This window comes from Pseudorhodoplanes sp., assembly GCA_032027085.1.
Lineage (GTDB): Bacteria > Pseudomonadota > Alphaproteobacteria > Rhizobiales > Xanthobacteraceae > Pseudorhodoplanes.
In genome coordinates this window covers 4,632,602-4,652,948 of sequence record JAVSMS010000001.1, presented here as the reverse complement: position 1 = coordinate 4,652,948, position 20,347 = coordinate 4,632,602, and the positions used below count along the sequence as shown (strand labels likewise).

Annotated in this window: 20 protein-coding genes; 5 read left to right on the top strand and 15 right to left on the bottom strand. The window is 62.0% G+C overall.

The genetic code is table 11. The features are described 5' to 3' along the window. Positions 1–11: 11 nt before the first annotated feature. From RO009_22800 to RO009_22775, 6 genes are read right to left on the bottom strand one after another with little or no spacing between them, the layout of a single operon-like run. Entirely contained in the window at positions 12–572 is a 561-nt protein-coding gene (locus RO009_22800) for an NUDIX hydrolase (protein MDT3687869.1), read from the bottom strand. Further along, the gene (locus tag RO009_22795) at positions 565–1,341 is read right to left on the bottom strand and encodes a glycosyltransferase family 2 protein (GenBank protein ID MDT3687868.1); all 777 of its coding nucleotides are present in this window, start codon (positions 1,339–1,341) and stop codon (positions 565–567) included. Before RO009_22795 ends, RO009_22800 begins: the two co-directional genes overlap by 8 nt. Beyond that, positions 1,338–2,579: a nucleotide sugar dehydrogenase gene (locus RO009_22790; protein ID MDT3687867.1), complete on the bottom strand. Its 1,242-nt coding sequence runs from the start codon at positions 2,577–2,579 to the stop codon at positions 1,338–1,340. The genes RO009_22795 and RO009_22790 overlap by 4 nt, the downstream gene beginning before the upstream one ends. 47 nt (positions 2,580–2,626) lie before the next feature. Beyond that, positions 2,627–3,898: a class I SAM-dependent methyltransferase gene (locus RO009_22785; GenBank protein MDT3687866.1), complete on the bottom strand. Its 1,272-nt coding sequence runs from the start codon at positions 3,896–3,898 to the stop codon at positions 2,627–2,629. 34 nt (positions 3,899–3,932) lie between these two features. Next, positions 3,933–4,916 (bottom strand): SDR family NAD(P)-dependent oxidoreductase, encoded by a 984-nt coding sequence (locus RO009_22780; GenBank protein MDT3687865.1) that lies wholly within the window; start codon positions 4,914–4,916, stop codon positions 3,933–3,935. Then, the gene (locus RO009_22775; GenBank protein MDT3687864.1) at positions 4,913–5,956 is read right to left on the bottom strand and encodes a Gfo/Idh/MocA family oxidoreductase; all 1,044 of its coding nucleotides are present in this window, start codon (positions 5,954–5,956) and stop codon (positions 4,913–4,915) included. The genes RO009_22780 and RO009_22775 overlap by 4 nt, the downstream gene beginning before the upstream one ends. Positions 5,957–6,144: 188 nt before the next feature. Between RO009_22775 and RO009_22770 the strand changes: the two genes are divergently transcribed. Then, positions 6,145–8,301, top strand: a complete 2,157-nt coding sequence (locus tag RO009_22770) for a hypothetical protein (protein MDT3687863.1) — start codon at positions 6,145–6,147, stop codon at positions 8,299–8,301. 3 nt (positions 8,302–8,304) lie between these two features. Here the strand turns inward: RO009_22770 and RO009_22765 are convergent, their stop codons facing one another. Both RO009_22765 and RO009_22760 read right to left on the bottom strand, forming a co-directional pair. Then, positions 8,305–9,531, bottom strand: a complete 1,227-nt coding sequence (locus tag RO009_22765; GenBank protein ID MDT3687862.1) for an acyl-CoA dehydrogenase family protein — start codon at positions 9,529–9,531, stop codon at positions 8,305–8,307. A 12-nt stretch (positions 9,532–9,543) separates the two neighbouring features. After that, a complete protein-coding gene (locus RO009_22760) occupies positions 9,544–11,637 on the bottom strand; it encodes a 3-hydroxyacyl-CoA dehydrogenase NAD-binding domain-containing protein (protein ID MDT3687861.1) in 2,094 nt (697 codons plus the stop codon). A gap of 681 nt (positions 11,638–12,318) precedes the next feature. Between RO009_22760 and RO009_22755 the strand changes: the two genes are divergently transcribed. Further along, positions 12,319–13,140 (top strand): class II aldolase/adducin family protein, encoded by an 822-nt coding sequence (locus tag RO009_22755; GenBank protein ID MDT3687860.1) that lies wholly within the window; start codon positions 12,319–12,321, stop codon positions 13,138–13,140. Further along, positions 13,137–14,093, top strand: a complete 957-nt coding sequence (locus tag RO009_22750; GenBank protein MDT3687859.1) for an ABC transporter substrate-binding protein — start codon at positions 13,137–13,139, stop codon at positions 14,091–14,093. The genes RO009_22755 and RO009_22750 overlap by 4 nt, the downstream gene beginning before the upstream one ends. A gap of 60 nt (positions 14,094–14,153) precedes the next feature. Here RO009_22750 and RO009_22745 read toward each other — a convergent pair whose 3' ends face one another. The 5 genes from RO009_22745 to RO009_22725 all read right to left on the bottom strand — a co-directional run bounded on the left by RO009_22745 (position 14,154) and on the right by RO009_22725 (position 17,793). Further along, on the bottom strand, positions 14,154–14,519 hold the full coding sequence (locus RO009_22745; protein MDT3687858.1) for a Kazal-type serine protease inhibitor domain-containing protein: 366 nt from the start codon (positions 14,517–14,519) through the stop codon (positions 14,154–14,156). Positions 14,520–14,533: 14 nt separating this feature from the next. Continuing rightward, positions 14,534–15,433 carry a DUF1932 domain-containing protein gene (locus RO009_22740; protein MDT3687857.1) on the bottom strand — a complete coding sequence of 300 codons (900 nt, stop codon included), beginning with the start codon at positions 15,431–15,433 and terminating at the stop codon, positions 14,534–14,536. Between the two features lie 3 nt (positions 15,434–15,436). Beyond that, positions 15,437–15,841: a thioesterase family protein gene (locus RO009_22735; protein ID MDT3687856.1), complete on the bottom strand. Its 405-nt coding sequence runs from the start codon at positions 15,839–15,841 to the stop codon at positions 15,437–15,439. 26 nt (positions 15,842–15,867) lie between these two features. Continuing rightward, positions 15,868–16,701: an aldo/keto reductase gene (locus RO009_22730; GenBank protein MDT3687855.1), complete on the bottom strand. Its 834-nt coding sequence runs from the start codon at positions 16,699–16,701 to the stop codon at positions 15,868–15,870. A gap of 132 nt (positions 16,702–16,833) precedes the next feature. Further along, on the bottom strand, positions 16,834–17,793 hold the full coding sequence (locus RO009_22725) for a catechol 2,3-dioxygenase (GenBank protein MDT3687854.1): 960 nt from the start codon (positions 17,791–17,793) through the stop codon (positions 16,834–16,836). 388 nt (positions 17,794–18,181) lie between these two features. On the opposite strand from RO009_22725, the gene RO009_22720 reads away from it, so the two are divergent. After that, positions 18,182–18,400, top strand: a complete 219-nt coding sequence (locus RO009_22720; GenBank protein ID MDT3687853.1) for a hypothetical protein — start codon at positions 18,182–18,184, stop codon at positions 18,398–18,400. Between the two features lie 10 nt (positions 18,401–18,410). On the opposite strand, the gene RO009_22715 is transcribed toward RO009_22720, so the two are convergent. Further along, positions 18,411–19,085: a DUF938 domain-containing protein gene (locus RO009_22715; protein ID MDT3687852.1), complete on the bottom strand. Its 675-nt coding sequence runs from the start codon at positions 19,083–19,085 to the stop codon at positions 18,411–18,413. 76 nt (positions 19,086–19,161) lie between these two features. Between RO009_22715 and RO009_22710 the strand changes: the two genes are divergently transcribed. Continuing rightward, on the top strand, positions 19,162–19,617 hold the full coding sequence (locus RO009_22710) for a CopD family protein (protein MDT3687851.1): 456 nt from the start codon (positions 19,162–19,164) through the stop codon (positions 19,615–19,617). A 16-nt stretch (positions 19,618–19,633) separates the two neighbouring features. Here RO009_22710 and RO009_22705 read toward each other — a convergent pair whose 3' ends face one another. Further along, positions 19,634–20,326, bottom strand: a complete 693-nt coding sequence (locus RO009_22705) for a 4-carboxy-4-hydroxy-2-oxoadipate aldolase/oxaloacetate decarboxylase (GenBank protein ID MDT3687850.1) — start codon at positions 20,324–20,326, stop codon at positions 19,634–19,636. Positions 20,327–20,347 lie beyond the last annotated feature (21 nt).

The window sequence follows — 20,347 nt, the reverse complement described above, 5'->3', positions numbered from 1 at the left end:
TCAGGTTCGTGTCATCCGGCCGCGCGGGGCAAGTCGATCAACCCGCGCAAGGTCGCCTGCATGAGTGTACCGATATGCAACTGCGATACAAATTCACCGGACGTCACCAATTGCGCCAGCTCCGCGGGCGAAACCAGCTTCACCTCGAGCCCGGCTTCCGGATGGAAGCTGGCGGAACGCTCGCCGGTTTCGACGAAGAACGAGTGCAAACGGTTGCTCAGGCGGCCGGAACACGGAGCGCTGATCCCCAGGGCGTGGACATTCAGCCCCGGATAGCCGGTTTCTTCCAGCAATTCGCGCCGGCATGACGCGGCCGGATCTTCACCCTCATCGACCATCCCGGCCGGCAATTCCCAGGTGAATTGCTCCAGGGCAGGTCGGAATTGCCGCACGATCGGGATTTGGCGAGCGGGCGTCATCGCAAGGATGGACACATAGTCGGATTGGGCGACCGCGTAATAGGTGTCCGTGCTTTGGCCCGGTACGAATTCAACATCGCGTTCGACCACACTCATCCATGGCGAGAGCGCGTTGATCCGGCGGCCGGTTATTTTCGGCCAGCTGTCAGCCATAGGCGGCGGTCCGCTGCTGAGAGGCCTTCAACTCCACGCTTTCGGGCGGACGGCGCAGGAAAGTGGTGGCGAAGGCGTAGGCGTACCAGCGCAGATAGGCCGGCAGCCAGGACAGAACCTTGAAGCGGCTCGTACCATGCTGGCGCTCGAACCAGCGCGCCGGGATTTCCCCGATCGGCCAGCCGAGCCGGTGTGCTTTCACCAGTAATTCGATGCTGTAGCAGAAGCCGAATTCGGACTCGACTGGAATGCGGTCGAGCGCCCGGCGCGAAAACAGGCGGAAGCCGTTGCTGGCGTCGCGCACCGGCAGGCGCGCAATGTGATGCAGGGTAAAGTTGCCAGCGCGGACCAGAAACGCCTTGAGCCACGGACATCCGACCATGCCGCCGCCCGGCATGAAGCGGCTGGCGCAAACAATGTCGCAGCCCGTCTCGGCCTTTTGCACCATGGCATCGAGGATGCCGGCATTATAGTCATCGTCGGCGGGCATCACGAGAATAAAGGGCGCTTGGCTTTCCGCGAAGCCCGTCATGATTGCGCCATGCGCCCGATAGCCGCGATTGCGGACGAAGCGGACCGGGATTTTCGGAAAGAGCGGACGATTGCTCTCGATTGCCGGGAGCGTGTTGTCGCTCTCCATGTCGTAACAGATCAGCACGCGTACCGGTGTTTCGACATGTTTCTCGATCGCTGCAAGCGTCCGCAGGATATTGTCGCCCTCGTTGTAGACCGGAATAACGATATCGAGGCGGGGCGCGCTGTCTGTCATTTGATGACGTTGGCTTGGGTCAGATGCCCCCAGACATCGACGACGGGTTTGCCGCCAAGGGGTTCGTTTTTGTAGGCATGGTGCGGAGTGCAGAGGATCAGGATGTTGCTGCGCGCGACGACCTCATCCAGCGGAAGCAGGTCCGGATCGGTGGTGACCAACGGATCGGTGGTCAGCACGGCGCGCGTATGGCTGAGCAGCGCCTTCTTGAATTTGTAGCTGAGCGAGGCGCGGATATCATCAATCTCAGCCTTGAACGCCATGCCGAGCAGACCGACCGTCATCTGGCTCAGGTCATAGCGCCGTTTCAGGTCGTCAATGACATCGAGCACCAAACCTTCATTCACCAGCATCGCGGCGTGTCCGAGCCCGAACTGGTTGCGCGCGAAAGCGGCGAGCTGCATCGTGTCCTTGAACAGGCACGGCCCCGCCGCAAAGCCCGGCCGCGGCATGCTCTTGGAGCGTGGATAATTGTGCTTCATCGCCTCCAGCACACGCTGGTAATCGACGCCCGCCGATTTTGCGATCATGTAGAACTGGTTGGTGGCGGCGAATTCGATGTAGCGATAGGCGTTGTTGAAGAGCTTGGCGAATTCGGCCTCGATCGGCTTCACGACCACGAGTTCTGGTGCAATCGTCCGGAACAGGGCCGCCGCTTCCTGTTCCGCCTCCGGCGTCGTGCCGCTGACAATCTGCGGCATCTCCCGCAATTCCTTGATGCCGTAGCCCTGCACAACACGCTCGGGACAGAAGGCAACTTTAAGATTGCGGCCCTGGCGCTTGAGATGGGCATCGAGCCAGTCGGTGGTTCCAGGAAAAACCGTTGAACGCAGAACCAGCAATTGGCCGTCGACGAGATGCGGCAAGAGATCGTCGATGCAGTCCTGCACGACCTTGCCGACCGGATTGAGGAATTCATCGACCGGCGTGCCGATGGTGACGATGACGGGGCCAGTCTTTGAAATGTCCGACGGCCTGTCGCTGAAGATCAACCTCTTGTTCGCCAGCGCCCTTTCCAGCAGCGGCTCGGCGCCGTATTCAATGAAGGGAAGCTTGCCGCCGGCCAGGGTATTCAGCGTGTCGCGGTTGAGGTCGTTGATGTTGACGGTCAGGCCGGCCTCGGCAAAGGCCAGCACCAGCGGAATGCCGACATGGCCGGCACCGCCCACCACTGTCAGGTCGGCATTTCCGGTGGTCCGGGCCTGCTGTCCGCTCGCTATGGGACGAGAGATGTTCACAGCGGATTTCCTAATTTCATGCCGGATTATACCGGCTTCAAAGGAGGCTACAACGCGCGCGGCACGGGCAACGGTGTAATGAGTTGGCCGCGAAAGCCCTTGGCTCGCAGCTTTGGTGCCAGCTCCTCAGCGATATGCCAGGAGAAAATCAAGGCCGCGTCCGGCTGGTCCTCGAACAGGCGCGCCTCGTCGACGACCGGGATCAGCGTGCCGGGCATGTATTTGCCGATTTTCAGTGAGCCCGCGATTTCGCAGACATAGTCAATGATCGCCTCGTCCAGCCCGACATAGTTGACCATGGTCGAAGCGCGCGAGGGAGCGCTGATGCCGGCGATGCGGGCGCCTTTTTCTTTCAGGTCGCGGAGCATGGCGTGCAGGCGCAGCTTCGAGAGCATCACGTCGGTGCGGAACTGCGTGAGGCGCCGGCGCATGGCGTCGCCGGTCGGCTCCTTGCTCAGCATCTCCTGCACGCTCGGCCGAACAGCATGGGTGCCGCGCCGCGCCGCATAGACGCGGATCGAGCCGCCATGGGTCGGGATTGGCCGCGCATGGAACACCTCCAGATCGTGCATCTGAAGCAGCGCCTTCAGGCTGTGCAGCGAATAATAGCGTAGATGCTCATGATAGACGGTGTCGTATTGCAGCTTGTCGAGCAGCGGGATCAGGTAATGTGATTCCGAAATGAACACGCCGTTCGGCCCGAGCAGTTCGACGATGCCTTCGACAATGGCATGCACGTCCTCGATATGGGCGAAGCAATTGGCCGCCGTCACGACCCGCGCGGCGCCGTGCTCCCGCCTGACCTTGCGGGCGACATCCAAACCGAAATAGTGCTGGACGGTCGGAATGCCGCGCTCATTGGCAATATGTCCGACATCGGTCGGCTCGATGCCGAGCACGCGATGCCCGCCGCCTTTGAAATTGGAAAGCAGAGTGCCGTCATTCGAGCCGATGTCGATGACAAGATCCTCGGACCCAAGCCCCAGCATCGCTTTGGACTCAGCATGCAACTCCGCAAAATTGTCGCGCAGGATCTTCGTCATCCCGCTGGTGTAGGGATATTCAGGCGGGAAGATGATGACGGGATCGACCGCCAGCCCGAGCTGCACCAGTTCACACTCGCCGCAATACAAGACGGTCGTCGGGAACCATGGCTGCTGCTGCGGAACCGTGCCGATCTTCACCATCTGGTTGACCGGCGGCATGTAGCCGAGCGACAGCATGGTCTCGAGCCGCTCATTGCCGCAGATCTGGCAGCATTCGACCGGGGCGCTTGCGCCGGTGCCAGCCCCGCGGGCCACTTTGAAAGAACGCAACATCACTCCCCCAAGTGCGAACTGCGTGACGCCGCAACTATCGCTGCGGCATCAAGTCATCGTTTTTCCAGTACCAGTCGATGGTCTGGGTCAGCCCCTGCGCCAACGGAACGCGGGGCTTATAGCCCAGGCCTGCGAGTTTCGAAATATCCGGGCACCGGCGCGGCGTGCTGCCGGCGAGGCGCGGTCCGGTCCGCAACTCGATGTCCCGTCCGATATGCTGCGCCATGCGGCGGGCGAGGTCTCCCACGCCGATCTCCTCGGTCGTGCCGATATGATAGATGCCGAGATGGTCCCCCTTGGCGCGCATCACCATGACGCCCTCAACCAGGTCGTCGACAAAGCAGAAGCTGCGGGTTTCCTCGCCGCTGCCCTGAATGGAAAAGGGCAGGGGCCCTGCGGGACTGGCCGTCGTCGCCGCCTTCAGCCGCAAGGCGAATTGCGGCACCACATGTTCCCATCCCATGTCGGGGCCATAGACATTGTGAGGGCGGAAGATCAGCACGCGGTCGAAGAACTTGCGGCCATAATTGATCGCCATCAGTTCGCTGATGATCTTGCCCCCGCCGTAGGAGTAGCGCGGGTTGAGCGGGTCCGGGACAATCAGCGGCGCAGTCTCGTCGGTCGGGATCATCGGCGGCGTCTGGTAGACCTCCGAACTCGAAGCCAGGATCAGCTCGCGCACCCCATGCTGGCGGCAGGCATCCAGCACATTGATCATGCCCTTGACGCCGACCTCGAGCACGAGTTCGGGCGCGCTGTAGAAAAACTCCGTGCCGTTGACATAGGCCAGGTGATACACCTCATCGACGCCTCGCGTTGCCGCGTCGACTGCGCCGGCATCGCGTATGTCGCCGCCGACAAATTCGATGTCCTTCTCAACCTCGGCCAGACGCCGCGACGCACCGCGTGAGTTGTCGTCCAGCACGCGCACCGTGTGGCCGTCATGCACCAGCCGCTTGACGAGCGCAGAGCCGATAAAGCCGGAACCGCCGGTGACAAGAATTTTGCGCGCAGTCATGGCTCGATCACACGTCTTTCAGAGCCGTTTTGGTGCGAAATCCGTGCAAGCTCGATGAGCTCTTGAACCCGCATGCCGTCTGCGATGCCGGGAACTGCCGGAGCTTCCGTTTCGATGGCGTCGAGGAAACGCTTGGCCAGCCGCGAGACGGGCGCAATGCGCCCATCCGGATATCGTTCGTCCTCTGGATAGGAAATGTCAATGCGCTCAAGCGCTGCCGCTGGTCGTCGCGCATGAAGCAACTCGAAGCCGCGCATGTAATCGCTCGTGCTGTTGGATAACACCAATGTGCCGTCCTCTCCATAGAATGCTATGCGATGTCCGGAGCCGAGAAAGGAGGCCGCGCTCATCGACAGCACATAGGCGGCGCCCGACTTGAATGTGCCCGCCAGCGACACCGTGCTGTCGGATGGTGGCTCCTCGTCCGGTAAACCAAAAAGCGTCGCCGACATATCCTTCATCGGTCCGCAGAAATGTTCCAGATAGTAAAAGCAGTGACTGACAAAATTGCCGAGCGCACCGCCGCCATTTGCGCCATCGGTCTTCCAGCTTCTCAGCCGCATGCGCGTCGCGTAATTCTCGACATGCCAACTGACTGCAACGTGTCTCAATGCGCCGAGCGCGCCGCTGTCGATGATTTCTTTCGCGCGGCGCCAATGCGGCAGTTCGCAGAATTCAAAATCGATCATCACCGGACGGCCAGAGGCGGCAACCTGCTCGCGCACGGCCTGCGCCGCTTCAAGATTTGCCGCCAGCGGCTTCTCCAGAAAAACGGCCTTGCCGGCCTTCAATGCGCGGACTGCGATCTCCGGCTGCAGTCGGGGCGGCACTGCAATGGCCAGGGCGTCGAGGTCGGGATGATCTGCCAAGGCGCGCCAGTCGCTGAAAGGCTGGCCGATCCCTTCCGCTGCGGCAATCTCGCGGGCTTTTTTCATATCAGCACCCGCGATCGCCTCGACCGTGCAACGCGCATCGGCGCGGAAAGCGGGCAACAGCACGGTGCGTCCGAAATTGCACCCAACGATACCCAGGCGGATCACGTTGCCATCCCTTTGTGGAGCGGGATTGGCCCGCTTTTGCGGTCAGGACATGAGGCAAATCTGCTGACTGCGCAAGGAGGGCGAATAATTGGGGGCCGGCGGGCTGATGAGTTGCCCCCCGCACGGCTCCGGAATACAAGTGGCCATCGGCCATTCCGGCCAAGATTCACAAGCCGGCACGCCGCCGCATGCGCGACTGTTTTTACCGCTTTTGGCACCATTCCAATCTCGCCCGTTGCCTTCTGCTGGTTGCGCTGGCCGTCGCGGTGATCGGCCTGCCGCTGAACCACCTGGTTGGCTACGCCCTTCTTGCTTTTGTTGTTGTGGTGGCTTTCGTCGGCGACGTGAGCGTCCAGGGACGCGCCTGGCGATTTGCCGGCGCTCTGGCACTGGTGGCCCTTGCGGCAAATGCCTTTCTGGCGCCGCCACGCATCGACGAGGGTCACAATATCTTTCTGGTCAAGGAGGACAGCGCGCTGCTGAAGCGCCTTCCGCCCGATGTTTATCGCATCATGGCGGCCGAGTTCGACAAGGCCTATCCGCCGGAGCGGCGCTGTAATCCGGCCGAGTCGGGCTGCTGGCGCACCGGATCGGGGCCGGCTTCCGCCTTCGCATTCTCGGCCGATGGCATTTTCGACAAAGGTGAATTTTCGCGGCGCGTCGACGATATCGACTTCGCCGATCCCGTCTGGCTGCGGCTGGGCTTCACAAATGAATCCATTTACAATTGGGATGGTGCGGTCAGCGATCTGAAGCGATTGCGGCGCGATGGCCGTTTCTGGATGGGGCTGCATCGCTGGCATCTTCTGATGCCGTATTTCGTGATGTATCGCTTTCCCTCTGCCTTTGCCGGAAGCCAATTGTGCTGGCAGGGCGACGTGATCTGGGAAGAGCGCGCCGAACGTTTCACGCTGCTGTCAAACGCAGCCTGGGCGTGCCGGACCATCGAACGCTCCGACATCGGCTTGCGGATTTTTGGATTGGGAATACGCCCCGGTTCACTCGCAATGACGCTTGATCCGCCGGTCGTTCTGCGCGGATGGCAAATCGTATTCGGGGCATTGAAGCTGATCGTCCTGGCGGCAATTGTCGGCGCTCTGGTGCGATGGCGTCGGCGTGCGACCGTTCTGCCGTTTCTGTTGATCGCGTCCTGTCTGTTCGTGATCGCCATTCACGACGCGAGCTTCATCGGGGGCTTCCGTCCGCTCGACGCCGGCGACGATGGCTTGTTTTACGAAGGAACGGCGCGGAACATTGTGCAGAACCTTTTGTCCGGTCACCTCGTCGAAGCGTTGCGCGGCGGCGAAAGCGTTTTCTACTATGGCGGCCCCGGATTTCGTTATCTGAGAGCGTTCGAGCGCTTTGTCTTCGGCGATACCAATCTCGGCTATCTCGCGCTCATCCTGGCGCTGCCCTTTACTTATCTGGCTCTGTTTCGACGATTTCTGTCGCGCACCTGGGCGCTCGGGCTGACCCTGGTTTTTGTACTGATCCCCACCGGCGAATTGTTCGGCACGAGCTTCTTTCATTTTTCGCGATGGGCGGCGCGCGGCTTTGCCGATCCGGCGGCGGCGGTCTTGGCGCTCGGCGGCCTGGTGCTGCTGGTCCGCCGCACGGCCGGAAAAACCGACATGCGGTTTGGCATTGCAGCCGGCGCCGGGTTGCTGATGGCGCTTGCGATCTTTGTGCGCCCCAATCTTGCACCATTCGTCGGGGTCATGCTGGCGGGCGCGGGGGTGGCCGCACTCTATACGCGGAACATCCTGCGCGCCGCGGGTTTGTGCGTCGGCTTTCTGCCGGCGGCGGTGATGCCGCTGCACAATTGGTATTTCGGCGGCGTGTTTGTGTTGTTCAGCTCCAACGCGAGCATTCCCGAATTGCTGGTGATGCCGCCCTCAGCCTGGGGAGCCGCGCTGATGGAGATCCTGCGGCTGGATCTTGACGGGCCGCATGTTCTCCGGGCGTTGAAGCAGCTCGGGCTTTGGCTCAGTGGTCCCGGGGAGATCCTGGCCATGATCCCTGTTCATGCCGCGGCCATCGTTGCTGTCATCTATGTTGCGGCTGCGTCCAACCGTTTTGATTCATGGTTGCGCCTGATCGCCTTTGCCGTCTTGGTGCAGCACGCCGCTTCGCTGATCTTCCTGGTTGCGCCCCGCTATCATTATCTCGCTTGGCTATTGACCTTCCTGGTCACCGCTGCCTGGTTCGAGGAGGTCGGTATTGCCTGGCTCCGCCATAAATGGCCGGCCTGGTTCAGGCGCATGCGGCGTAGCCGTCTGAATCTGGCGCTGGCGATCGGGCTGACGCGTCTTGATCGGCTGGGGGCGACGGCGGCCGGCCGCTAAAGGCTATTTCCGGTTGCCGCGGTCGCTGGCGTATTTGCGCAATTCCAGTTTCGCCACCGTTTCCCGGTGCACCTCGTCGGGGCCGTCGGCGAGCCGAATGGTGCGGGCGCGGGCGAAGTCATAGGCCAGATGAAAATCCGGGCTGACACCGGCGCCGCCGCACACCTGAATGGCGCGGTCCACCACCTTCTGCGCCACATTCGGCGCCACCACCTTGATCATGGCGATTTCGGCGCGTGCGGCCTTGTTGCCGACGTCGTCCATCATCCGCGCGGCCTGCAGCGTCAGGAGCCGCGCCTGATCAATCTCCATGCGCGATTCCGCGATCCAGTGGCGGGTAACGCCATGATCCGCGACGGCCTTGCCGAAAGTTGTACGCGAAAGCGCGCGCTTGCACAGCGTCTCCAGCGCACGTTCGGCGATGCCGATCATGCGCATGCAGTGATGAATGCGGCCCGGTCCGAGCCGCCCCTGCGCGATCTCGAAGCCGCGGCCTTCGCCGAGCAGGATGTTGGAAGCGGGCACACGTACATTGTCAAAGATCACTTCCGCGTGGCCGTGCGGGGCGTCGTCATAACCGAAAACGCCGAGCGGCCGAACCACCTTCACGCCGGGAGTATCCATCGGCACGAGAATCATCGATTGCCGTCTGTACGGCTCCGCCGACGGGTCCGTCTGGCCCATGACGATGGCGATCTTGCAGCGCTTGTCCGGCGCGCCCGAGATCCACCATTTGCGGCCGTTGATGACGTGAGTATCGCCGTTGCGCTCGATCCGGGTGCGGATATTGGTGGCGTCGGATGAGGCTACATCCGGCTCGGTCATGGCAAAGCAGGAACGGATTTCGCCCTCCAGCAGCGGCTTCAGCCAGCGCGCCTTCTGCTCCTCGTTGCCATAGCGGATCAGAGTTTCCATGTTGCCGGTATCGGGCGCGGAGCAATTGAACGGCTCGGCGCCGATCGGCGAGCGGCCCATGATCTCGCAGAGAGGGGCATATTCCAGATTGCTCAGAGCGTCGGGATCATGCGCCTTCGGCAACCAGAGATTCCACAGCCCCGCCGCCTTGGCCTTGGCCTTGAGCGCTGTCATGACCGGCAGTTCCGCCCAACGGTCCCTGGCCTCGTGCAATTCACGCTCGAACACGGCCTCGGCCGGATAAATATGTTCCTCCGTGAAGGCCCTGACGCGGTCTGCGAGTGCTGCGGATCGGGGCGTCGGCGTTTGCAGCACGGTCTGGCTCCTTCAGGCGGCTTTCTGGCTCAACGAGGCAAATCCCTGGCCGGCTGCGGCCAGCCGCGCCAGGAGCGGCGCCGGCTCATGCTTCGGATCGCCCGTTTGCCGGGCGAATTCCATAAGCCGGTCGCGGATATAAGGCAGACCGATCTGGTCGGCATTGAACATCGGGCCGCCGCGCCAGACGGGAAAGCCGTAGCCGTAAACCCAAATCGCATCGATATCCGAGGCACGCTGCGCAATGCCTTCCTCGAGAATGCGCGCGCCTTCGTTGATCATCGGAAAAATCAGCCGCTCGGTGATTTCCTTGCGGTCGAGCGTCCGGCGCGCGACGCCGAGCCGTTGCGATGTCGCGACGATGAGTTGCTCGACCTCAGGGTCCGGCATCGGCGTGCGCGAGCCTTCCTGATAAAGATAGAAGCCCTTGCCGGTCTTCTGCCCGAAGCGGCCCTGTTCGCAGAGCTGATCAGCAATCTCGGCGCGCGCACCCTGCGCCTTGCGCATGCGCCAGGAAATATCGAGGCCTGCGAGATCGCCCATGGCGAATGGCCCCATCGGGAAGCCGAACTCCGTCAGCGCGCCATCCACGTCCTGCGGCAGCGCGCCTTCCAGCAGCAGACGTTCGGCTTCGACCGAGCGCACGCGCAGCATGCGATTGCCGACAAAGCCATGACAGACCCCGACCACGACCGGCACCTTGCCGATCTTGCGGCCGACCGACATGGCGGTTGCGAGAATGTCCGGCGCAGTCTTCGCGCCGCGCACGACCTCCAGCAATTTCATCACATTCGCAGGGCTGAAAAAATGCATGCCGACGACGGATAATGGACGCGCTGTCATGTCGGCAATGGCATTCACGTCAAGATAGGAGGTGTTAGTCGCCAGTACCGCATCCGGCTTGGCGAGGCGGTCGAGCTTGCCGAACACGTCGCGCTTGACCTCGATGTCCTCGAACACGGCCTCGATGATCAGGTCAGCGTCGGCAACCGCGCCGATATCGGTTGTTCCCGTAATCAGCGACATGCGCTTGTCGACGCTGTCCGCACTCATCCCGCCGCGCGCCGCCGAGGCACGGTAATTCTTCTCGATGATGCCAAGCCCCCGCTTGAGCGCTTCTTCGCTTGTCTCGATGATCGTCACCGGAATGCCGGCATTGGCAAAGTTCATGGCGATGCCGCCGCCCATGGTGCCGGCGCCGATCACCGCAGCGCGCCTGATGTCGCGGCCCTTCACGTCCTTGGGCAGATCGGAGATTTTCGCAGCTTCGCGCTCCGCGAAAAAGATATGCCGCTGCGCCTTGGCCTGCTCGCCATTGCGCAGCTCGACGAAGGTCTCGCGCTCGCGTTTCAGGGCCTCGTCGACCGGGAGTTGCAAATTCCAGCGCAGTGCCTCGATTGCGGCCTTCGGCGCATTCAGTCCGCGCCCGCGTTTCAGATGCGGCGCCGCAAGCTCATCAAACTGTTTTGGATCGGAGCGCAAGGCGGCCAGCTTGTCGTCACGGTCGCGGGCTTTTATCAGCGGCCGCCCTTCCGCCAGCATGCGCCGGGCAAAAGCAATCCCCGCGTCCCTCACATCGCCCGCCGCAATCTCGTCGATCAGCCCGGCGTCCAGTGCCTGCTCCGCCGGGATCGGATTCCCGGTCAGGATCATGTCCACTGCCTTCGGCATCCCCACCAGGCGCGGCAGGCGCTGGGTGCCGCCGGCGCCGGGAATGAGACCCAGTTTGATCTCGGGCAAACCGAGTTTGGTGCCGGGCGCAGCAACGCGGAAATGGCAGCCGAGCGCCACCTCCAGGCCGCCGCCCAAGGGCGTGCCGTGCAGGGCGGCAACCACCGGTTTCGGCATGGCTTCGATTGTCCCGATAACGTCACCGGTTGTGGGCGTGCGCGGCGGCTTGTCAAATTCGGTGATATCGGCGCCGGCGATGAAGGTGCGGCCGGCGGCCGTCAGCACGACGGCTTCGATCGCGGAATCCTCTCGCGCCTGCCGGAAGGCCTCGATCAGCCCGACCCGCATGTCGTGCTTGAGGGCGTTGACGGGGGGATTGTCGACAGTGATGACAGCGACAGCGCCTTCGCGGGCGACATTGACCAGTTCCGGCACCGGATCGTCCTTGCAAATGTCTGGATATGCCGGGCCCGATGGGCCCGGCAGACCCGGAAAATGCGCGGAAGTGATCAGCCTGTCAAACCGCTGGCGTGCAGCGGTCTGGAGACCGCTCGGGCCAGATCAGCGACGTCGCCGGTCCTGCCAACGGACATGAAACCCGATCCGTAAAAAGAGAAGACATTGCCGCCGGCGTCCCTGGCTTAGGTAAAGCGCCTCGTCGGCCGTCTTGATGATCTGGTCATAGTCCGTTCGCGCGGCGCCAAAGCGATATCGATACTGGTTGCGAGGACGGTCTCGTCGCCCTCTATGTGAAGGAGCGCGCGCATGGCATCCATGATGCGTTTCGGCAAGTTGCGCGATTGTCGCCGCAAGTGGCGCGACAATATCCTCTTCTCTTACGCAGCTTGACGGCTGTCTCCCTGAGAACGGCATCTTCAGCCAGGTGCGCGCGGGTCTCGTTGAATCCTTGAAGCGATCGAGATCGAACAGCAGAACCGCGAAGCTTTCGCCGTAACGCTATGCATGACGTGACCGGTTCGCTCCTGCAGGCCCGCATTAATCATCGGGCCGCGAAGGAGCGTCGTTAAAGCGGCTGAGGGAATCGACGGCCGGTTTGCGTGGGATCATCCGACTCTGTAAGAGATGACTAATAAAGACTTAACAAGGGAGGCCGGAATGGGGCGAGCCGTAAATCTCGCGCGCGAGGAAGTTGCTCTGGGAAACCGGATCTTGGCCAATGAAGGCGTGCTCGATGCCTTCGGTCATGTCTCAATTCGACATCCTGAAAATCCCGGCCGTTATCTCCTTTCGCGCTCGCGTTCGCCGGAGCTTGTCGAACCTAGCGATGTGCTTGAGTTCGACCTGGATTCAAATCCGGTCCGCCCCGCTGCGGCGAACCTCTATTCCGAGCGGGTGATCCACGGCGAAATCTACAAGGCGCGTCCGGATGTGATGGCGGTTGCGCATCATCATTCGCCGGCCATCTTGCCTTATTGCGTCAGCGGAATTGAGCTTGTGCCTGTATTCCATTTGGGCGCGCCGATGGGTGTGCAGGTCCCGTTCTGGGATCAGCGCGACGATTTTGGCGACACCAATATGCTGGTCGTGAAACCGGAAGAGGGGGCTTCACTCGCGCGGGCGCTCGGCAAGAATTCCATGGTGCTGATGCGGCGTCATGGCGCAACCGTAGTCGGCGCGAGCATTCCCGATCTTGTTCTGCGCACGATATATTCATGCCGGAATGCCGAATTCCAATGGCAGGCCCGAATGCTTGGGAATGTCTCCATGCTGTCGCCCGGCGAAATTGAGAAATGTGCGGCCATTCACAAGCAGCCGAATGTGACGTCGCGGACCTGGGAATATTGGTCGATGCGGCTGGAGAAATCGGGTAATGGACTACAGGCGGTTCGTAGCGGACGCGCCAGCGCCCGCAAGACGTCCTCATCAAAGACATCCAAGAAGAAGACGGTAAAGCCAACACGTGGGAGAAAGCGATGAAGTTCATGAAAGCGGCCGTCTTGGCCGCCGCAGGCGTGCTGATAGCCGGGGCGAATGCCTCCGCCCAGGACACCCTGAAGATCGCGATTGGCCAGATCAACAATTGGGAAAATCAGGCGCCGACGCTGGGCCAGGACGCAGGTATCTTCAAGAAGCACAACCTGAACATTGAAGCGGTCGGCACGCAGGGCGCGGGCGAAACCATCCAGGCGGTGATTTCGGGAAGTGCCGACCTCGGCGCCGGAGTTGGAGTTGCGGGCGCTATGCGCGCCTTTCAGCGAGGCGCACCGGTTCGCATTCTGTTGCCGGCCTTTACCGGAACCGGCGACCTTTACTGGTATGTGAAGGCGGACTCGCCGATCAAGTCGCTGAAGGACGCGAAGGACAACACCACCATCGCCTATTCAACCAACGGTTCGAGCTCGCACAACATCGTCGTCGGCTTCATTCGCGAGTTGGGCACGAGCGGAAAGGCGACCGCCACCGGCGGCCCTCCCGGGACGCTGACCTCGGTGATGAGCGGCCAGATCGACATCGGCTGGGCGGCGCCGCCGTTTGGCATTAAGGAAATCAAGGAAGGCAAGATCCGCATCATTGCCCGCGGCAGCGACATTCCCTCCCTGAGGGGCCAGACGGTTCGTTCGATTATTGTCAATGCCGACGCGCTCAAGACCAAGAAAGACGCGATCATGCGCTTCGTGAAGGCATATCGCGAGAGCGTCGACTGGATGTATTCCGATCCCAAGGCGATCACGATGTATGCGGCCAAGATCAAGGCCGACGAAGCGATGCTGAAGGATTCCATCAAGGAATTCCATCCGAAGGCGGCGATGCAAACCGACAAGATGGCGGATTTCGACGGAGCGATTGAGGATGCGGTGAAGCTGAAGTTCCTTGAAAAGCCGCTTACCAAGGAACAGACCGCGCAATTCCTGCAGATTCCGCCGCGCTGAACCGGCCGGCATTGAATCAACAAAAGTGCCCCGCGCAAGCGGGGCATTTTTTATAGACGGTTAGCGCACAAGCGGAATGCAGCGGCCGCGGCGAATGACTGTCACATTCGCAGCTCTGGCAATGCAGTCATTGGCGAATGTCTTGCGCTTGCCACCGGCATCAATAGCGCAGACCGGCTTGAAGATCATCGGGCAAGCCGTGGGGCAGGCGCCATGGCTGATCACGCGCGAGCCTTCGCCGCGGGCGATGCAGGCATTGGCATAGGTGACCAGCGTGTTCTTGCGGCTGCGGGCGCAGACGGGATGGTAGCCATGGTGCCCGCAGGGGCCTGCCATGATCAGCGGCTGGCCTTGTGCGGCGGCCGGTGTCGCAGGGCCGATGCACGCACACGCAAGGCTGCAAAGCATCAAGGCTGCCATGATCATGCGCGCAATCATCGTCAGTGGCGGTCCCTGGCGGCGGCGCTGATAGCGCTGAGCATCTTCGCTCGGCCTTGGTCGAGGGTGGCGCGGACCTGGTCCTGCTTTCCGATCTTGCCCATGTCACGCTGGCGCTTCACGGTGGCATTGGTCATCAGCGGCTCGACGCCGAGTTCGCGCAAAGTATCTGCGACTTCCTCCATCTCCGCCGCGCGTCGGATGCCGTGGCTTGCCATGCGCTCGATATTGTATTCGGCGACCTTGCCCCAATCGAGGGACGGATAATTGTTCTTCAGCGAGGCCGCGACTTCCTCCACCACCCCGGCGCGTGCGGCGGCCAGGAAACATTCGAGCGTCACCGCCTCGATGCCCTTGATCATCACGCTGCGCACCATCTTGATGGCGGCGGCGGCGCCGGTCTTTGGTCCCGCCACCGAGACTTTCATGCCGAGGCCATCGAGCAGAGGCTTGATCGCTTCCGCATGCGGTCCTGCCAGCAGCATCGGCGATTTGTGCCGGGCAGGGAGGATCGGCGACAGGATCGCGACATCGACATAGCGCGCCTTGCCGGCGAGCAAGGTGTCGGTGTCGCGCTTGCGGCCGGGCGAGACCGAATTGACATCAAGAAAATAGGGGTTGCCCGACAGATGCGGCGCCACCGACTGCGCCGCTTCAAAGCTGGAGGCCGCCGTCACCGCTGCGATGATGATTTCGGCGCCCTGAACCGCGTCCTGGGCGGAGGACGCAATGCGCACGCCAATGTTCGCGGCGGCCTGTTTCAGCTTTGCGCCGTCTGCTTCCGGGAAAAGGATGTCCCAGGCCACGATCTGCGACACGCCCTCCTCGCGCAGGCCTGCGGCGATGGCCTGTCCGGCCTCGCCGAAGCCGATGAAGCAAATGCGTTGCGTGCGTCCGTTCATTGCTCAGGTCTGCAGTTTCTTCTGACTGCGTTTGTCGAAACGTTCCACGTTTACCACGACGCGCGCATGCGTGCCGTCGCCGATGCGTTCCTTGTTGTCGAAGGCTTCGACGCGGAATTCAATATTACGACCGTCGATTTTCGTCACTTCCGCGGTGGCGCGCAATGTCATGCCGACGGGTGTCGCCGCATAATGGCCGACATTGAGATGGGTGCCGAGGCTCTGATGGCCTTCCGGCAACAGGCACTCGATGGCGTCGAGCGCGGCCGCTTCCATCATATTGATCATCACCGGCGTCGCCAGCACCCGCACGCGGCCAGAGCCGACCCGCGGCGCGGTCTGCGCGTCGCCGACGAGAATTTCAGCTTCGCCTTTGAGGCCGACTTTGAGTTTGGACAGATCTGTCATTCCGTTGCCTGTTCGGGGAGTGCGGCCTAAAGCATTTCCAGCGGCTTTTTCCGCGACGGGGGCGGGAAGGCCTTGTCTAGATCAGCCAGATCGTCCTCGGTCAATCTCAGATCGAGTGCGGCGCGATTCTCGCGCACATGGGTGGGATTAGCCGCCTTGGGGATCACCAGCACGTTCGGCTGTTGCAACAGCCAAGCGAGGGCGACCTGCGCGGGAGTGGCGTTGTGCCGCGCGGCGACGGTCTTGAGCATATTGTGACCAAGCATACGGCCCTGTTCGATTGGCGAATAGGCCATGATCGGGATGCCGCGCTTGCGGCACCAGGGCAGGAGGTCGAATTCAATGCCGCGCCGGGTCAGGTTATAGAGCACCTGATTGGTCGCGCAGTCGCCGCCGCCCGGCAGCCCGGCGAGCTCGTCCATATCGTCGGTGTCGAGGTTGCTCACGCCCCAGGCGCAGATTTTTCCGGCCTCCAGAAGTTCGGTGAAAGCCGCAAGCGTCTCGGACATCGGCACGCCGCCGCGCCAATGCAACAGATAGAGATCGATGCGGTCGGTGCCCAAGCGCCGCAGGCTGCGTTCGCACGCCTCGAGCGTCTTTCGCCGCGAGGCATTCTCCGGCAGCACCTTGCCGACCAGAAACACCTCGTTGCGGCGGCCGGCAATGGCATCGGCGACCACTTCCTCGGCGCCGCCATCGCCGTACATTTCCGCGGTGTCGATCAGTGTCATCCCGAGATCGAGTCCGAGCCGCAGCGCCAGCGCTTCATCGACGGCGCGGCGCGGCTGCTCGCCCATGCCCCAGGTGCCTTGCCCGAGCACCGGGACGGCTTCGCCGCTTGGAAGTTTCAGCATCCGCATGGCGCCAAACTAGCACGGCGGTGCGGTGGCGGCGATCAATGGCCCACCGTCCCGCAGAAGGTTTTGATTACGATCACGCCAGCGATGATCAGGCCCAAGCCAACGATGGCGGGACCCGCGGTATCGGCATGATTATTTATGTTCTACCGGCGGCGTACCGTGCGTGTGGAACGACTCGATTGTCTTCAGGCCCCAGGCCTGGCCCTTCTTGCGCTCGGCCTCTGTCCAGCGGATCGGCTTCCAGTCCGGCGCCAGAATGAGGCGCGCGCCCGCATTCGCCACTTCCACGCGGTTGCCCCCCGGCTCATAGACATAGAGGAAGAAGGTCTGCTGCACGGCGTGCTTGTGAGGACCGGTTTCGATATAGACGCCGTTCTCCAGAAAGATGTCGGCGGCGCGCAGGATATCCTCTCGGCAGTCCAGCGCATACGTGATGTGATGGAAGCGGCCCTTGCTGCCGGTAAAGTCGCGCGTATAGGCGAAGTCGTAGCTCTTGTTGGTCGCGGTCAGCCACATGCCGGCTTCGGTGCCGTCATCGAGCACGATCTGCTCGGTCAAGCGGAAGCCGAGGTATTTCTGGAAGAATTCCCGGTTCGCCTTGATGTCGGAAGCGAGCCCGTTGAAGTGGTCGAGCCGGCGCACGCCGACGCCGCGGGCGGGATAGCGTTGCGCCTGGTTCTTCAGCGCCGGCTTCAGTTCCGGCGGCGCCTCGTACCATTCCGTATCGTAGTACAGCTCGATCACATGCCCGTCGGGATCCTTGCAGACGAAGGTCTTGCCGTGGCCGAGGTCGCCGTCGGTCCAGCCGACATCGAAACCAGAGCCTTTCAGCGCGGTGGCGCGGCGCTCCAGCGCCTGCGGCGAGCGGGTGCGGAAGGCGACATGCGCCATGCCCGAAGTTTTCGAGGCGGTCAGCTTCAGTGAATAGCGCTCGTAGTCGTCCCAGCCGCGCAGATAGACGCTGTCGCCTTTCTCGCCGCTCTGGGTCATGCCCATTACGTCGATGAAGAATTTGCGGCTCTCTTCGAATTTCGGCGTGAGCAATTCAAGATGTGCGAGGTGGGCGATGTCGAGAATGGGTTCTTCAGTCATGGAAAATTCGCTCGGTCAGGTTTGACGCCAGCGGACTATCACGTAACCGGCACCGCGTCGATGGTCGGGCGGGCGAGGGCAGATCCCTGGCCGTGGACCGGGCTGGCCGCGCAAGCGGACAGCCGGGGGGCGGATCGGTGGGGCCAAACGGGCCTTGCTTCGCGGCAAGTACCCGCGGTTTTGCCCGCGCTGCGCAATCTGCATGACGCGTGCATGATGGTTTTTTGACAGGGCGCTTTCTTAAAATTTATCCATGAAGCGGACCGTCTCGCTTTTGACATTGTCCCGACATTGAACTGGCACCAAGCGCCTCTAGAGGTCTCCGCAACTACGATCATCCACTTTCAAACTGCAATCATTGTTTCGAATTCACAGGGAGAGTGCGGAGATGACCTATCTCAAAGCCGTTGCGGGAGCGCTCGCCATCATGATGGCTTCCGGTATGATTGCAGATTACGACGTATCGGTCGCCGATGACAGAATCAATGTGCGAATCTGGGCGCCGGAAGATCAGAACGATACCAGGCTGCGCAAGCAGGTCACCGCGCTGCTCCCCAGCCATACGCATGACGCGCATGTGATTGTGGTGACCGCAGCGGATGCTTGATCTTGCGGACCTAAGCTCGATCGGCGCGTTCAAACACAAGGATGAAATTATTGACCGGCATCGTCACGACATCGGCGAGCAGGAGGCCGGACGCAGCGGCCTCGAGCGCAGCGATGTCGCGCACGCCCCATCCTAGATTTTGCCGACGCAAGCTCGCGTCAAAAGCCGCGTTGCTCGGCGCGGTGTGCTTGCCGTCACGCATGAACGGTCCGTACAGATAAAGGCGTCCGTCTTTTTTCAGACGCTCTGCCGCGTGGCCCAGCAGGCCCTCCGCGACGGACCAGGGGGCGATGTGAACGACATTGGCGCAGAAGACTGCCGTCAGGTTGCGAAGCGTTCTTGAATCGTCCGACGAGAGACCCCAGTCCGGCGCGGCAAGATCGATCCGGCGGGCCGGCTGGATATTCGTGAGCCCGCTGTGCCGCCGCCACGCATCAATGCTGGTCACGTTCGATTCGCTGTAATCGCCCGGCCACCACATGATATGGGGCGATTGGCGCGCGAATTCGACCACGTGTTGGCCGGTGCCGCTGCCGGCCTCGAACACGTTGCCTTTCTGCTGCGACAACCATGGGCCGATCACCGACCAGATCGGCGCGTGATTGCGATGAAAAGCAGGCGCGTCGAGACCCCCCTCGCCGTGCGGCAATGGATCGAACGGGTTGGGTGGGGTCTTCGTCGTCATGCGGCGTATTTGTAGACTTTTCCGCTCCGCTGCACCAAATTCTGCCGAATCCTTTGCTGGAAAGAGACACGCCGCCATGCTGATTCTGCTTCTGGCTGCGCATGTACTCGCCGCCCTGTTCTGGGTCGGCGGAATGGCGTTTGCTTATACCATGCTGCGGCCGGCCGCGGGGTCGCTGGAGGCTCCAGTGCGGCTCACACTCTGGCGCGACGTCTTCGGCCGCTTCCTGCCCTGGGTCGCCGTGGCGATCGCAGTCTTGCTGGTCAGCGGCTATGCCATGTTGTTTCTGCAATTTGGTGGTTTCGGCAGGGCGCCGTTATTCGTTCATATCATGCAGGGCGTTGGCATTCTGATGATGCTGATCTTCCTGCATCTCTATTTCGTGCCTTGGCAGCGCTTGCAGAAGGCCGTACACGCGGCAGAATGGCCTGCCGCCGGACAACACCTTGCGCAGATCCGCAAGCTGGTGGCGATCAATCTCGTGCTCGGTGTGATCACCGTGCTGGTCGGCTCGACCGGCCGTTACTGGTGACCTCGGCGCAACGCGGTCATACGTCTTCCGGATTGTCGACGTAAACGAGGCCTGCTTTCGCCAGCGGCTCGCGCATGTTGTACATGTCGAGGCCGAGCACGCCCGCGGCCAGCTTCTCGCGCTTGCCGGCCTCGTCCGCTTCGCGCTTCTGACCCTTTTGCGCGACTTCGACCGCGAGCTTGCGCGGGATGACGACGACGCCGTCGTCGTCGGCCACGATGGCATCGCCGGGCACGACATTCACCCCGGCACAGACAACGGGAATGTTCACAGAGCCGAGCGTCGCCTTCACCGTTCCCTTGGCCGAGATCGCTTTTGACCAGACCGGAAAGCCCATTTCCTTCAGCGTTGCGACGTCCCGGCAGCCGGCATCGATGACAAGGCCCTTGACGCCGCGCGCCTTCAGCGAGGTCGCGAGCAGATCGCCGAACATGCCATCGGTGTTGTCGGCGGTGACACCGACCACCAGCACGTCGCCCGGCTTGCACTGCTCGATGGCGACATGGATCATCCAGTTGTCACCCGGCTGCGCCAGGATCGTGACCGCCGGACCGCAGATGGATGCCCCCGGCCAGATTGGGCGCATGTAAGGCTTCATCAGGCCGGAGCGGCCGAGCGCTTCATGCGATGTGGAGACGCCAAGACCTTCGAGGATGCCGCAGGCATTGGCATCGGCGCGCTGGATGTTGCGAACGACAACGGGTTTCATTTTCAATGCTCCAAACTCGAT